Below are 13,878 nucleotides of genomic sequence, written 5' to 3' on the forward strand. Positions count from 1 at the left end.
CGCGTTAGCGCAAATTGCGAAGCGGTGTTCCGGATCGATCATGCTCAGATAACGGCGCCAGAACGGCGCCGGCCAGACTGGAAGATCATGAGACTTCGCGACCTCTTCAGCGCCGATGCCAGGATCGATCCAAAGGGCGATCGAAGTGCCGATGCCGTTGTCGTCGGCGGGCTTGCGGTCGATAGCCGCGCGGTGAAGCCGGGCGACCTGTTCTTTGCGCTGGCCGGCAGCAAGACCGACGGCGCGCGCTTCGTCGATGCGGCGATCGCCGCCGGCGCGGTCGCTATTGCCGGCGAGCATCCGCCGCAGGCGGCGCTCCGCGTGCCGTTTGTGACGACGCCCAATCCGCGCCGCGCGCTGGCGCTCGCCGCCGCGACATTCTATCCGCGCCAGCCCGCGACGATCGCGGCGGTGACCGGCACCAGCGGCAAGACCTCGGTCGCCGCGTTCACGCGCCAGATCTGGCAGCGGCTCGGTCATTCCTCCGCGAGCATCGGCACCATCGGTCTCGTCTCCGACAAGCGCACCGTCTACGGCTCGCTGACCACGCCGGATCCGATCGCGCTGCATCGCCAGCTCGACGAGATCGCCGGCGACGGCGTCACGCATCTGGCGTTCGAGGCCTCCTCGCACGGCCTGGACCAGTATCGCCTCGACGGCGTGCGCATCGCCGCCGGCGGCTTCACCAATCTGTCGCGCGACCACATGGACTATCATCCCGATGTCGCGCACTACCTGAACGCAAAACTCCGGCTGTTCCGCGACCTCGTCGCCGATGGCGGCGCGGCTGTGATCTCGGCCGATCATGATTGCTCGCCGGAGGTGATCGGCGCAGCGCGCGGGCGCGGCTTGCGCATCATCGCGGTCGGCCGCAACGCCGATGCCACGGATGGCATCAAGCTCACCGAGGCCGCGATCGAGGGTTTTGCGCAGAAGCTCGCGATCGCGCATCGCGGCCGCACCTACGCGATCCGGCTGCCGCTGGTCGGCGAATTCCAGATCGAGAACGCGCTGGTCGCCGCCGGTCTTGCGATCGGCACCGGCAGCGCGGCGGAAGACGTGTTCGGCAGCCTCGAACATCTCGAGGGCGCAAAGGGCCGGCTCGAATTCGTCGGCGAGCATAATGGCGCGCCGATCTTCGTCGATTACGCCCACAAGCCCGATGCGCTGGCCAAGGCGCTGCAGGCGCTGCGGCCTTACGCTCGCCGCAAGCTGGTCGTGGTCTTCGGCGCCGGTGGCGACCGTGACGCCGGCAAGCGTCCGATCATGGGCGCGATCGCCGCCGAGAATGCCGATCACATCATCGTCACCGACGACAACCCGCGCAGCGAGAAGCCCGAGGCGATCCGCGCCGCGATCATGGCGACCGCGAAGGGCGCGCGCGAGATCGGCGATCGCGCTGCGGCGATCCGCGCCGGCATTGCCGGCCTCGAGCCGGGCGATGCGCTGGTGGTCGCCGGCAAGGGCCACGAGGTCGGGCAGATCGTCGGCAACACGACGCTGCCGTTCAGCGATCATGAGGCGGTTGCCGCCGCGTTAGCAGCGGAGAGAAAATGAGCACGATGTTGTGGACCTCGGATGCGATGGCGGCGGCGATGCGTGCGGCGACGCAGGGCGCACTGCCGGAGGGCGTCACCGGCCTCTCGATCGACAGCCGCACCATTGCAAAGGGCGATGCGTATTTCGCGATCAAGGGCGAAGTCCATGATGGCCATGCCTTCGTCGAGGCGGCGCTGAAGGCCGGCGCCGGGCTCGCCGTGGTCGAGGCCGCGCAGCGCGAAAAATTTCCCGCTGATGCGCCGCTCTTGGTGGTCGACGACGTGCTCGCCGGCCTCGTCGACCTCGCCCATGCCTCGCGCACGCGGCTCAACGCGCAGATCATCGCGGTGACCGGTTCGGTCGGCAAGACCTCGACCAAGGAGGCGCTGCGCCGCGTGCTGTCGGCGCAGGGCGAGACCCATGCCTCGGTCGCATCCTTCAACAATCATTGGGGCGTGCCGCTGTCGCTGGCGCGCTGTCCGGCGAGTGCGCGCTTTGCGGTGTTCGAGATCGGCATGAATCATGCCGGCGAGATCACGCCGCTGGTCAAGATGGTGCGGCCGCATGTCGCCGTGATCACCACGGTCGAGCCGGTGCATCTGGAGTTCTTCGCCGGCATCGAGGCGATCGCCGACGCCAAGGCGGAGATCTTCTCCGGCGTCGAGCCCAATGGCGCCGTCGTGCTCAACCGCGACAACGGCCAGTTCGCGCGGTTGCAGCAGCAGGCCGAGAACGCCGGCATCGCGCGGATCGTCTCGTTCGGCACCGACAAGCGCGCCGAGGCGCGGCTGCTCGACCTCTCGCTGCACGCGACCTGCTCGGCGGTGCATGCCGATATTCTCGACCACGACATCACCTACAAGATCGGGATGCCCGGCCGCCACATGGCGATGAACTCGCTCGCGGTGCTCGCCGGGGCCGCGCTGCTCGGCGCCGATGTCGCGCGCGCGGCGCTGTCGCTGTCGCAGCTCGAGGCGCCGACCGGCCGCGGCCTCCGCCGCACGCTCGAGGTCGGCCATGGCGAGGCGACGCTGATCGACGAGAGCTACAACGCCAACCCGGCCTCGATGGGCGCAGCGCTCAACGTGCTCGGCCAGGCCAAGACCGGGCCGCACGGCCGCCGCATCGCCGTGCTCGGCGACATGCTCGAGCTCGGGCCGACCGGGCCCGAATTGCACCGCGGCCTCAATGAGGCCGTGACCGCCAACCGCATCGATCTCGTATATTGTTGTGGTCCGCTGATGCGGAATCTGTGGGATGCCCTTTCCACCGGCAAGCGGGGAGGCTATGCCGAGAGCTCGGCGGCGCTCGAAGCGCAGGCGGTCGCCGCGGTCCGTGCCGGTGACGTGATCATGGTGAAGGGCTCGCTCGGATCGAAGATGAAGCTCATTGTCAGCGCGCTGGAAAAACGCTTCCCCGACAAGGCCGCGCACGAAGAAGCGGTATAGGACTCCTTGAATGTTCTACTGGTTGATCGAACTGTCCAACACCGTTCCGGGGTTTGGGGCATTCCGCAGCGCACTGAACGTGTTCCGCTACATCACCTTCCGCACCGGCGGTGCGATGGTGACCGGCGCACTGTTCGTGTTCCTGTTCGGACCCTGGATCATCGATCATTTGCGGCTGCGGCAGGGTAAGGGCCAGCCGATCCGCACCGACGGTCCGCAGTCGCATCTGATCTCCAAGAAGGGCACGCCCACCATGGGCGGGCTGATGATCCTGTCCGGGCTCGTGGTGTCGACGCTGCTCTGGGCCAATCCGCTCAATCCCTATGTCTGGATCGTGCTGGCGGTGACGCTCGGCTTCGGCTTCGTCGGCTTCTATGACGATTATTTGAAGGTCACCAAGCAGTCACACTCCGGCTTCGCCGGCAAGCTGCGGCTCTTGATCGAGGCGGTGATCGGGCTCGCCGCCTGCTACGCGCTGGTCCGGCTCGGCCGCGACGTCTCGTCGACCTCGCTTGTGATTCCGTTCTTCAAGGACCTGGTGATCAATTTCGGCTGGTTCTTCGTGATCTTCGGCGCCTTCGTGATGGTCGGCGCCGGCAATGCGGTGAATCTCACCGACGGCCTCGACGGGCTTGCGATCGTGCCGGTCATGATCGCCGCCGCGAGCTTCGGCATGATCTCCTATCTCACCGGCAACGCGGTGTTCTCGGACTATCTGCAGATCAACTACGTCGCCGGCACCGGCGAACTGGCGGTGCTGTGCGGCGCGGTGCTCGGCGCAGGCCTCGGCTTCCTCTGGTTCAACGCGCCGCCGGCTTCGATCTTCATGGGCGACACCGGCTCGCTCGCGCTCGGCGGCATGCTGGGCGCAACCGCGGTTGCGGTGAAGCACGAGATCGTGCTCGCCGTGATCGGCGGCCTGTTCGTGCTGGAGGCGGTTTCCGTCATCGTCCAGGTCACCTCGTTCAAGCTGACCGGCAAGCGCGTGTTCCGGATGGCGCCGCTGCACCATCATTTCGAGCAGAAGGGCTGGACCGAGCCGCAGATCGTGATCCGGTTCTGGATCATCTCGGTGATGCTGGCACTCGCCGGCCTCTCAACACTGAAGTTGCGCTGATGGCTTGGCATCCCATTCACTGTCATTCCGGGGCTCGCGTAGCGAGAACCCGGAATCTCGAGATTCCGGATAACCGCTGCGCGGTTTCCGGAATGACGGGGAGATAACCATGATCCCGGTCACCTCCTTCTCCGGCAAGACGGTCGCGGTGTTCGGGCTCGGCGGCTCCGGGCTTGCGAGCTGCCACGCGCTGAAGGCTGGGGGCGCGGAGGTGATCGCGGCCGACGACAATGCCGACAACGTCGCCAGGGCGGCGCAGGCCGGCTTCACCACCGCGGATCTGCGTAACCTGTCGTGGACGAATTTCGCCGCGCTGATCCTGACCCCCGGCGCGCCGCTGACCCATCCGGCGCCGCATTGGAGCGTGCTGAAGGCGCGCGAGGCCGGTGTCGAGGTGATCGGTGACGTCGAACTGTTCTGCCGCGAGCGGCGCCGTCATGCGCCGAACGCGCCGTTCGTCGCCATCACCGGCACCAACGGAAAGTCGACCACCACGGCGCTGATCGCGCATCTCATGAAGGTCGCCGGCTACGACACCCAGATGGGCGGCAATATCGGCACCGCGATCCTGTCGCTGGAGCCGCCGCGGATGGGCCGCGTCCATGTCATCGAGATGTCGTCCTTCCAGATCGACCTCGCGCCGTCGCTCGATCCTTCGGTCGGCATCCTGATCAACATCAGCGAGGATCACATCGATCGCCACGGCACGCTGGAACACTACGCCGCGGTGAAGGAGCGGCTGGTCGCCGGCGTGCAGCAGGGCGGCACTGCGATTGTTGGTGTTGACGACATCTGGTGCCGCAACATCGCCGACCGGCTCGATCGCGCCGGCAAGCGCGTGGTGCGCATCTCGGTGAAGAACCCGCTGCCCGACGGCCTCTATGTCGAGCACGAGACCATCGTGCGCGCATCGGGCGCGGCGCGCAGCGAGGTCGCGCGGCTGGGCGGCATCGGCTCGCTGCGCGGCCTGCACAACGCGCAGAACGCAGCCTGCGCCGCGGCCTGCGCGCTGGCGATGGGCATCGCCACCGACGTGTTGCAGAATGGCTTGCGCAGCTTTCCGGGCCTCGCGCACCGCATGGAGCAGGTCGGCCGCCGCGGCAACGTGCTGTTCGTCAACGACTCCAAGGGCACCAATGCGGATGCCGCCGCGCATGCGCTGTCGTCGTTCGCCGACATCTACTGGATCGCCGGCGGCAAGCCGAAGGCCGGCGGCATCACCAGCCTGACGGAATATTTCCCGCGCATCCGCAAGGCCTATCTGATCGGTGAGGCGGCGGCGGAATTCTCCGGCACGCTCGGCGATCGCGTCCCGCATGATATGTCCGGCACGCTCGACGTCGCGATCGCCAGCGCCGCGCGCGATGCCGAGGCGTCGGGACTCGCGGAAGCCGTCGTGCTGCTGTCGCCGGCCTGCGCGTCGTTCGACCAGTACCGCAATTTCGAAATCCGCGGCACGGCGTTCCGCGACATCGTCCAGGCCCTGCCGGGCGTGAAGCCGGTGGTGTGACCACAATTCCCTCGTCATTCCCCGATGCGCAATTGCGCATCTGAGGGCGCGCCACTTGGCGCGAGGCCGGAATCCATCTGGCCGCATCACGTGTGGTGAAATGGATTCCGGGCTCTCGCTTCGCGAGCCCCGGAATGACGAAGGAGAGAGGGGCGCCCTTACATCTGAGTTGCCCGACGGCGCAAGCCCCCGCGACGAAAATATTTCGCTTTATCCGAAGAGCAACTCAGTGTATAAGTCCACCCGTCTCACCCGATCGAGGGGCGCTTCGCGATCGTCACGAACGCGGCGTGAGATGCGGTGGACGCCGATTGCGCAGTCGACGAATGCGCATGAAGCGGACGGCGAAATCGTGCAGGCCTGACGCCCTAGCGGTAGGTGTCTCTTCCGATTGCGCAAATGCGCGTTGTGAAGGCGGTGACAAAAAAGCCCAGTCTCGCCGGGGAGAGCACGTATAAGCCGTAAGCCATCGCGCAGGGAAAGCCGGGTTGTTTCCGGTTACACCTGTGGTCCTACCCCCGTGCTTTCTACCCATTGCACGGGGCCCATGGGTGCGATCGGCACCCGGCTTTCCCTGCGCCCTCTTCAAGGAGAGGGCGAAACGACAAGCAAAGCTCGGACAGATGTGTCGCGAGAATGCGAACTTGTGTTCCGTCGTCCTGAGGAGCCGCGAAGCGGCGTCTCGAAGGATCGACGGCCACCAGCCGGGCCGTTCATCCTTCGAGGCTCGCTCTGCTCGCACCTCCAGCGACAAAGGCGAAGCCTTTGCGCGGGGATGACGGTGCCAGCTCGAGGCCGCGGGCCCCAATCCACCTCCCTCAAAAGTTACCCAACCCGTTAACCCCTTGGAAACCATCCTGCGCCACCAATGGACGTTATCTCTGCCATCTGGGGACGCCCATGCTCGCCCGTGACCAACGCACCCCGTTCTCGGACTGGTGGTGGACTGTCGACAAGCTGCTGCTTGTGGCGATCGCCGCGTTGATGCTGGCCGGCGTCATCCTGTCGCTGGCGGCGAGCCCGCCGGTGGCGACCCGGATCGGGCTCGATCCGTTCCACTTCTTCAACCGCCACGTCATGTTCCTGGTGCCGTCGCTGATCGTGCTGATCGGCGTCTCGTTCATGACGCCGCGGCAGATCCGGCGCACCGCGCTGATCGTATTCGCAGTGTCGATCGCGCTGATCGTACTCACGCTCCTGGTCGGGCCCGAGGTCAAGGGCTCGCGGCGCTGGATCACCCTGCTCGGCGTCAATATCCAGGCCTCCGAGGCCGCCAAACCCGCCTTCGTGATCGTCGCGGCCTGGCTGTTTGCGGAATCGACAAAGCGGCCGGAGATGCCGGCGACCTCGATGGCGCTGGTGCTGCTGATGACGCTGGTCACGCTGCTGGTGATGGAGCCCGACTTCGGCCAGACCATGCTGATCCTCACGGTGTGGGGCGCGTTGTTCTTCATCGCGGGCATGCGGATGATCTGGGTGTTCGGGCTCGCCGGCGCCGCCGGCGCCGGCCTGTTCGGCGCCTATCTGCTGGTGCCGCACGTCGCCGGCCGCATCAAGCGCTTCATGAACCCCGCCTCGGGCGACACCTTCCAGGTCGACACCGCGATGGAGGCGTTCTGGAACGGCGGCTGGTTCGGTCTCGGCCCGGGCGAGGGAATTGCAAAACGCAGCCTCCCGGACAGCCACACCGACTTCGTGTTCGCGGTCGCGGCGGAGGAATTCGGCATCATCCTCTGCCTGATGTTGGTCGCGCTGTTCGGCTTCATCGTGATCCGCACGCTGACCCGGGCCTATGCCACCGAGGACATGTTCTCGCGCTTCGCGGCGTCGGGACTTGCGATCCTGTTCGGCGTGCAGGCGACCATCAACATGGCGGTCAATCTGCAACTGATCCCGGCCAAGGGCATGACGCTGCCGTTCATCTCCTATGGCGGCTCGTCCTTCGTGTCGCTCGCCTATGGCGTCGGCATGATGCTGGCGCTGACGCGGCAGCGGCCGCGCACCGAAATCGAATCGATGGAAGGCGCCAGCGCCCAGCGCGCCTACGCGTAGGTGACCCTTGTTGTCATTGCGAGGAGCGAAGCGACGACCTGTCCGCCGAAGCCTTGGCGAAGGCGGAAGCAATCCATCTCTCCGCTTTGCGGGGCTATGGATTGCTTCGCTTCGCTCGCAATGACGATGTAAAAGGCGGCCATGGACAACGCGCCCTTGATTCTGCTGGCGGCCGGTGGCACCGGCGGCCATCTGTTCCCGGCCGAAGCGCTCGCCGTGGAACTGATCCGGCGTGGCCTGCGGGTGCGGCTTGCCACCGACGGCCGTGCGCTGCGCTACTCCGGCCTGTTCGGCCGCGAAAGCATCGACCTGGTGCCGAGCGCCACCGTGCGCAGCCGCAACCCGATCTCGCTGGCGCAGACCGTGCTGATGCTCGGCTACGGCACCCTCATTGCCGCCAATCTGGTGCGCCGGCTGAAGCCCGCGGCCGTGGTCGGCTTCGGCGGCTACCCGACCTTGCCGCCGTTGGTGGCGGCGCGGATGCTCGGTGTTCCCGGCATCATCCACGACGCCAATGCGGTGCTCGGCCGCGCCAATCGTTTTCTCTCCGGCCGCGTCAACGCGATCGCGACCTCGCTGCCCGGCGTGCTCGATCGCGATCCCGCGCTGGCCGGCAAGGCGACCACGGTCGGCACGCCGATGCGGCCCGCGATCCTTGCCGCGGCTGCAGTGAAATACACGTCGCCCGAGGTGGACGGGCCGTTGCGCCTGCTCGTCGTCGGCGGCAGCCAGGGCGCGCGGGTGATGAGCGACATCGTGCCGCCGGCGCTCGAGAAGCTAGCGCCCGAACTGTGGAGCCGCCTGATCGTCACCCAGCAGGTGCGCGAGGAGGACATGGCGCGGGTCCGCGCGGTGTACGACCGGCTCAAGATCAATGCCGAGCTGGCGCCGTTCTTCGCCGACCTGCCGGCGCGCCTCGCCTCGAGCCAGCTGGTGATCTCGCGGTCCGGCGCCGGCACCATTGCCGAGCTCGCCGCGATCGGCCGGCCCTCGATCCTGGTGCCGCTGCCCGGCGCGATCGATCAGGACCAGTTCGCCAACGCCGGCGTGCTGTCGCAGGCCAACGGCGCGCTGCGCATCGCGCAGAGCGATTTTACGCCGGAGCGTCTCGCCGCCGAGATCTCGGCCTTCGCCGCGGAGCCTTCGAGGCTGACCGCGATGGCGCAGGCCGCGCGCGGCGTCGGCCGGCTCGATGCCGCCGAGCGGCTCGCCGATCTGGTTGCCAAGGTGGCCGGCATTTGATGCGCCAATCCGGCAGGACGCCGGGGGAGGGTTAGATCATGACGGATCTGCTGATCCACTCCGTCTCGGAGTTCTCGGACCTGATCCTCGAAGCGCTGCGTCTGGCGGAGGCGCGCGATGTGGTCGAGATCGGCGCCGAGTATGGCGGCATGTCGGCGCTGCTTGCCGATCACTGCCGGGCCCGCGGCGGCCGGCTCACCAGCATCGATCCCGCGCCGAAGCGCGCATTCCTCGATTGGGTGGCTGCCAATCCGGACGTGCGACACGTCGCAAAGCCGAGCCTCGACGCGTTCGGTGATCTGGATGCCGCCGACGCCTGGATCGTCGATGGCGATCACAACTGGTACACCGTCTATCACGAGCTCCGGCTGATCGAGGCGATCAGCCGCCGCGCCGGCAAGCCGGTCCTGGTCTTCCTGCACGATGTCGGCTGGCCTTGCGGCCGGCGCGACATGTATTACGCGCCCGAGCAGATTCCCGCAGCGTATCGTCATCCGCACAGTTTCAATGCCGGCGCCACGCTGGATCGTCCGGCGCTGGTCGAGGGCCGCGGATTTCGCGGCGCGGGCCTTGCCGCATTCGCAAACGCGTCCGGCGGCGCGCGCAACGGCGTGATGACCGCGATCGACGATTTCCTGAGCGAGGAGCTGGCGCAGGGCAGGGAGTTCGGCTTCGCCGAGATCCCCGCGGTGTTCGGCCTTGGCGTGCTGTTCGACATGAACGCCGCCTGGAGCGCACAGCTGGCCGAGCTCGTGCTGCCCTATCACCAGAACAAGCTGCTGCGCGTGCTCGAGGCCAACCGGCTGCGCAATTATCTTCGCGTCATCGAGATGCAGGACGAGTTCGCCGCGCGCGCTGCGCGGCCGGGAGCGGCGTAGCGCCCGGGCCGCCATGGAGACGTCCGTGTTGCCAGATATCAAGCACTGGCCGTTGGCCGACAACAGCGGCATTTCCGCGGCCGCGGAGTGGAAAAAGCCCTTGTCACGCACGGGAAAAGCGGGGCATCCAGTAGTCTGCGCCACCACCGATATGGGGCGCACAAAGAGGCCCAATCGTCCGTTCCGCAGCGAAGCCCGCACCGGTCGGATGATGATGTCAGGAACCGGATCATGAGACTGCCGCGCGAGATCGGACCCATTCACTTCGTCGGGATCGGCGGCATCGGCATGAGCGGCATCGCCGAGGTGCTGATCAATCTTGGCTACACCGTGCAGGGCTCCGACGCGTCGGACAATTACAACCTCGACCGGCTGCGCAAGAAGGGCGCCAAGATCTCGGTCGGCCACGCCGCCGAGAATGTCGATGGCGCCGATGTCGTCGTGGTCTCGACCGCGATCAAGCGCGACAATCCCGAGCTGATGGCGGCGCGCGCGCGGCGCATTCCCGTGGTGCGGCGCGCCGAGATGCTGGCGGAGTTGATGCGGCTGAAGAGCTGCGTCGCGATCGCCGGCACCCACGGCAAGACCACCACGACCACGATGGTCGCGACCTTGCTCGACGCCGGCGGGCTCGATCCGACCGTGATCAATGGCGGCATCATCAATGCCTACGGCTCCAACGCGCGGCTCGGGGCCGGCGACTGGATGGTGGTCGAGGCCGACGAGAGCGACGGCACCTTCCTGAAGCTGCCGTCCGACGTCGTCGTCGTCACCAATATCGATCCCGAGCATCTCGATCATTTCAAGACCTTCGAGGCGATCCAGGATGCGTTCCGCAATTTCATCGAGAACGTTCCGTTCTACGGCTTTGCCGTGATGTGCACCGATCATCCGGTGGTGCAGAGCCTGGTCGGCAAGATCGAGGATCGCCGCATCATCACCTACGGCCAGAATCCGCAGGCCGATGCGCAGCTGCTGGAGCTCACGCCGATGGGCGGCGGCTCGAAGTTCACCGTCGCGATCCGCGATCGCAAGTCAGGCACGACGCACGAGATCAAGGACATCACGCTGCCGATGCCGGGACGCCACAACGCGTCCAACGCGACGGCGGCGATCGCGGTCGCGCACCAGCTCGGCGTGTCCGACGACGTGATCCGCCAGGCGATGGCCGGCTTCGGCGGCGTGAAGCGACGCTTCACCAAGACCGGCGAGACCAACGGCATCACCGTGATCGACGACTACGGTCATCATCCGGTCGAGATCGCGGCGGTGCTGAAGGCGGCGCGGGAATCCACCAACGGCAAGATCGTCGCTGTGGTGCAGCCGCATCGCTACACCCGCCTGCAATCGCTGTTCGAGGAATTCTGCACCTGCTTCAACGACGCCGATGCGGTCGTGGTCGCCGAGGTCTATCCGGCCGGCGAGGCGCCGATCGCAGGTATCGACCGTGACCATTTCGCCGCCGGCCTGCGCGCCCACGGCCATCGCAACGTGGTGCCGCTGCCGAACGCCGGCGAACTCGCCAGCATCGTGCACGGCCTCGCCAAGTCCGGTGACCTCGTCGTCTGCCTCGGCGCCGGCAACATCACGCAATGGGCCTACGCACTGCCCGGCGAATTGAAGGCGCTGGGGTGATGATGGTCTCGTATCCATCCCCGTCATGGCCGGGCTTGTCCCGGCCATCCACGTCTTCACTGGACGATCGTGTCGTACAGATCGTCCCAGTTTGGATTCGCTGCAATGATTTTGCGGACCTTCCAGGCGCGAGGCCAATGCTTGATGGTATGTTCACGCTGGATAGCTGTGCGGATATCGTCGAATTGCTCGAAATAGACCAGCCGCTTCAAGTCGTAACGCTTGGTGAATCCATCGACGAATCCAGAACGATGCTCAAATGTCCGGCGGACGAGATCGCTCGTTACGCCGACGTAGAGCACGCCGTTCGGACGGTTGGTCAGAAAATAGATGTATCCCCCTGCCATGCGGAGATATTGCAAGACGTGGATGGCCGGGACAAGCCCGGCCATGACGGATGGAGGGGGTACGCATGACCTTCCCCGACATCACGCCCGGCCTCAAAGCCGCGATGCCGGAGCTGCGCGGGCGGCTGCTGGCGAACCAGTCGCTGGCGGAGCTGACCTGGTTTCGCGTCGGCGGTCCGGCGCAGGTGCTGTTCACGCCGGCGGATGAAGACGATCTCGCCTACTTCCTGAAGCGCCTGCCGCAGGAATTGCCGGTCTATGTCGTCGGCGTCGGCTCCAATCTGATCGTGCGCGACGCCGGCATGCCTGGTGTCGTGATCCGGCTCGCGCCGCGTGCGTTCGGCGAAACCAGTGCGGCCGGCGATGTCGTCACCGCCGGCGCCGCCGCGCTCGACAAGCGCGTCGCCGAAACGGCGGCGGCGGCTGATATCGGCGGCATGGAATTCTTGTTCGGCATTCCCGGCACGGTCGGCGGTGCGCTGCGCATGAACGCCGGCGCCAATGGCGGCGAGACCAAGGACGTGCTGATCGAGGCCACCGGCGTCGGTCGCGACGGCACCAAGCATGTGTTCGGCAATGCCGACATGAAGTTCGTCTATCGCAACAGCGGTGTCGATCCGTCGATCGTGTTCACCTCGGCGCGCTTTCGCGGCACGATCACCGATGCGGAGACGATCCGCGCCCGCATGAACGAGGTGCAGACCCATCGCGAGACCGCGCAGCCGATCCGCGAGAAGACCGGCGGCTCGACCTTCAAGAACCCGCCCGGCAACAGCGCCTGGAAGTTGATCGACGCCGCCGGCTGCCGCGGCCTCAAGGTCGGCGGCGCGCAGGTGTCGGAGATGCACTGCAATTTCCTGATCAACACCGGTAGCGCGACCGGGCACGACATCGAGACGCTCGGCGAGACGGTGCGCGAGCGGGTCAGGCAAACCAGCGGAATTGAGCTGCACTGGGAAATCAAGCGGATCGGGAATTCAACGGAGTCGTCATTCCGGGGCTCGCGAAGCGAGAACCCGGAATCCATCGCGCCGCAAGACAAGGGGTGAAATGGATTCCGGGCTCGCGCTCCACGCGCCCCGGAATGACGGGCGTAGCGAACGACAGGCAAAGAACATGCAGGTGACCATTCTGTTCGGCGGCACTAACAAGGAGCGGCTGGTCTCGGTGGCGAGCACGCAGGCGCTGCACCGCGCGCTGCCCGATGCGGAGCTCTGGTTCTGGGATGTCGACGACACCGTGCATGCGGTGACGTCCGAGAAGCTGCTCGGCCACACGCGGCCCTTCGAAGTCGACTTCAAGCCCGACGGTCGCGGCATCGCGCTCGACCAGGCGCTCGACAAAGCGCGCGCCGAGCGGCGTGTGCTGGTGTTCGGCCTGCACGGCGGCCGCGCCGAGAACGGCGAATTGCAGGCGATGTGCGAGATGCGCGGCGTCGCGTTCACCGGCTCCGGTTCGGCGTCGTCGCATCTGGCGTTCGACAAGCCGTCGGCGAAGCGCTTCGCCGCGATCGCGGGCCTCAACGCGCCGCAGGGCATTGCCGTCGACGAGATCGACGACGCCTTCGGGAAATACGGCAGGCTGATCGCAAAGCCGGCGAAGGACGGTTCGAGCTACGGGCTGATCTTCGTCAACGCCAAGCAGGATCTCGTCGCGGTCCGCAACGCCGCGAAGCACGAAGACTATCTGATCGAGCCGTTCGTCTCGGGCGTCGAGGCGACCTGCGGCGTGCTCGAGCAGTCCGACGGCAGGGTATTCGCGCTGCCGCCGATCGAGATCGTGCCGGGGGAGGGCGCGTTCGACTACACAGCCAAATACCTTCTGAAGTCGACCCAGGAGATCTGTCCCGGCCGCTTCGCGCCGGAGGTGACCACCGCGATCATGGACCACGCGCTGCGGGCGCACCGTGCCTTGTCCTGCACCGGCTACTCACGCAGCGATTTCATCGTGTCGGCCAATGGCCCGGTCTACCTCGAGACCAATACGCTGCCCGGGCTGACCGCGGCATCACTGTACCCTAAAGCCTTGAAAGCACAGGGCATCGCGTTTGCCGACTTCCTCAACGACCAGATCGCGCTCGCCCGCCGCCGCGCCGGAGGTTAAGGCCGAT

Annotated in this window: 11 protein-coding genes; 10 read left to right on the forward strand and 1 reads right to left on the reverse strand. The window is 66.5% G+C overall.

The window, feature by feature from the left end:
- The first annotated feature begins 87 nt into the window (after positions 1 to 87).
- From ACVINW_RS22755 to murC, 8 genes are all read left to right on the forward strand, one after another.
- Positions 88 to 1,557: a UDP-N-acetylmuramoyl-L-alanyl-D-glutamate--2,6-diaminopimelate ligase gene (locus ACVINW_RS22755; protein ID WP_456753353.1), complete on the forward strand. Its 1,470-nt coding sequence runs from the start codon at positions 88 to 90 to the stop codon at positions 1,555 to 1,557.
- Positions 1,554 to 2,987, forward strand: a complete 1,434-nt coding sequence (locus tag ACVINW_RS22760) for a UDP-N-acetylmuramoylalanyl-D-glutamyl-2,6-diaminopimelate--D-alanyl-D-alanine ligase (RefSeq protein WP_456753354.1) — start codon at positions 1,554 to 1,556, stop codon at positions 2,985 to 2,987. Before ACVINW_RS22755 ends, ACVINW_RS22760 begins: the two co-directional genes overlap by 4 nt.
- Before the next feature lie 10 nt (positions 2,988 to 2,997).
- Positions 2,998 to 4,104: a phospho-N-acetylmuramoyl-pentapeptide-transferase gene (gene mraY, locus ACVINW_RS22765; protein ID WP_456753355.1), complete on the forward strand. Its 1,107-nt coding sequence runs from the start codon at positions 2,998 to 3,000 to the stop codon at positions 4,102 to 4,104.
- A gap of 109 nt (positions 4,105 to 4,213) precedes the next feature.
- Positions 4,214 to 5,614, forward strand: a complete 1,401-nt coding sequence (gene murD, locus ACVINW_RS22770) for a UDP-N-acetylmuramoyl-L-alanine--D-glutamate ligase (protein ID WP_456753356.1) — start codon at positions 4,214 to 4,216, stop codon at positions 5,612 to 5,614.
- A gap of 900 nt (positions 5,615 to 6,514) precedes the next feature.
- On the forward strand, positions 6,515 to 7,666 hold the full coding sequence (gene ftsW, locus ACVINW_RS22775) for a putative lipid II flippase FtsW (RefSeq protein WP_456753357.1): 1,152 nt from the start codon (positions 6,515 to 6,517) through the stop codon (positions 7,664 to 7,666).
- 141 nt (positions 7,667 to 7,807) lie between these two features.
- The gene (gene murG / locus ACVINW_RS22780; protein ID WP_456753358.1) at positions 7,808 to 8,908 is read left to right on the forward strand and encodes an undecaprenyldiphospho-muramoylpentapeptide beta-N-acetylglucosaminyltransferase; all 1,101 of its coding nucleotides are present in this window, start codon (positions 7,808 to 7,810) and stop codon (positions 8,906 to 8,908) included.
- A gap of 38 nt (positions 8,909 to 8,946) precedes the next feature.
- Positions 8,947 to 9,786, forward strand: a complete 840-nt coding sequence (locus ACVINW_RS22785) for a class I SAM-dependent methyltransferase (protein ID WP_456753359.1) — start codon at positions 8,947 to 8,949, stop codon at positions 9,784 to 9,786.
- A 231-nt stretch (positions 9,787 to 10,017) separates the two neighbouring features.
- Positions 10,018 to 11,421: a UDP-N-acetylmuramate--L-alanine ligase gene (murC, locus tag ACVINW_RS22790; RefSeq protein WP_456753360.1), complete on the forward strand. Its 1,404-nt coding sequence runs from the start codon at positions 10,018 to 10,020 to the stop codon at positions 11,419 to 11,421.
- A 56-nt stretch (positions 11,422 to 11,477) separates the two neighbouring features.
- Here the strand turns inward: murC and ACVINW_RS22795 are convergent, their stop codons facing one another.
- Positions 11,478 to 11,813, reverse strand: a complete 336-nt coding sequence (locus tag ACVINW_RS22795) for a GIY-YIG nuclease family protein (protein ID WP_456753361.1) — start codon at positions 11,811 to 11,813, stop codon at positions 11,478 to 11,480.
- Positions 11,814 to 11,833: 20 nt separating this feature from the next.
- On the opposite strand from ACVINW_RS22795, the gene murB reads away from it, so the two are divergent.
- Together murB and ACVINW_RS22805 are read left to right on the forward strand one after the other, a co-directional pair.
- Positions 11,834 to 12,817, forward strand: coding sequence for a UDP-N-acetylmuramate dehydrogenase (murB, locus tag ACVINW_RS22800; protein ID WP_456753362.1), 984 nt, complete (start codon positions 11,834 to 11,836; stop codon positions 12,815 to 12,817).
- A 67-nt stretch (positions 12,818 to 12,884) separates the two neighbouring features.
- Complete coding sequence (locus ACVINW_RS22805) at positions 12,885 to 13,871, forward strand: D-alanine--D-alanine ligase family protein (RefSeq protein ID WP_456753363.1); 987 nt, start codon at positions 12,885 to 12,887, stop codon at positions 13,869 to 13,871.
- Positions 13,872 to 13,878 lie beyond the last annotated feature (7 nt).

The organism is Bradyrhizobium sp. USDA 4461 (assembly GCF_054055655.1).

Excerpts from the sequence above, each read along its gene's own strand:
- ACVINW_RS22755 (WP_456753353.1), top strand. The coding sequence starts at position 88 with ATGAGACTTCGCGACCTCTTCAGCGCCGATGCCAGGATCGATCCAAAG.
- ACVINW_RS22760 (WP_456753354.1), top strand. The coding sequence starts at position 1,554 with ATGAGCACGATGTTGTGGACCTCGGATGCGATGGCGGCGGCGATGCGT.
- mraY (WP_456753355.1), top strand. The coding sequence starts at position 2,998 with ATGTTCTACTGGTTGATCGAACTGTCCAACACCGTTCCGGGGTTTGGG.
- murD (WP_456753356.1), top strand. The coding sequence starts at position 4,214 with ATGATCCCGGTCACCTCCTTCTCCGGCAAGACGGTCGCGGTGTTCGGG.
- ftsW (WP_456753357.1), top strand. The coding sequence starts at position 6,515 with ATGCTCGCCCGTGACCAACGCACCCCGTTCTCGGACTGGTGGTGGACT.
- murG (WP_456753358.1), top strand. The coding sequence starts at position 7,808 with ATGGACAACGCGCCCTTGATTCTGCTGGCGGCCGGTGGCACCGGCGGC.
- ACVINW_RS22785 (WP_456753359.1), top strand. The coding sequence starts at position 8,947 with ATGACGGATCTGCTGATCCACTCCGTCTCGGAGTTCTCGGACCTGATC.
- murC (WP_456753360.1), top strand. The coding sequence starts at position 10,018 with ATGAGACTGCCGCGCGAGATCGGACCCATTCACTTCGTCGGGATCGGC.
- ACVINW_RS22795 (WP_456753361.1), bottom strand. The coding sequence starts at position 11,813 with ATGGCCGGGCTTGTCCCGGCCATCCACGTCTTGCAATATCTCCGCATG.
- murB (WP_456753362.1), top strand. The coding sequence starts at position 11,834 with ATGACCTTCCCCGACATCACGCCCGGCCTCAAAGCCGCGATGCCGGAG.
- ACVINW_RS22805 (WP_456753363.1), top strand. The coding sequence starts at position 12,885 with ATGCAGGTGACCATTCTGTTCGGCGGCACTAACAAGGAGCGGCTGGTC.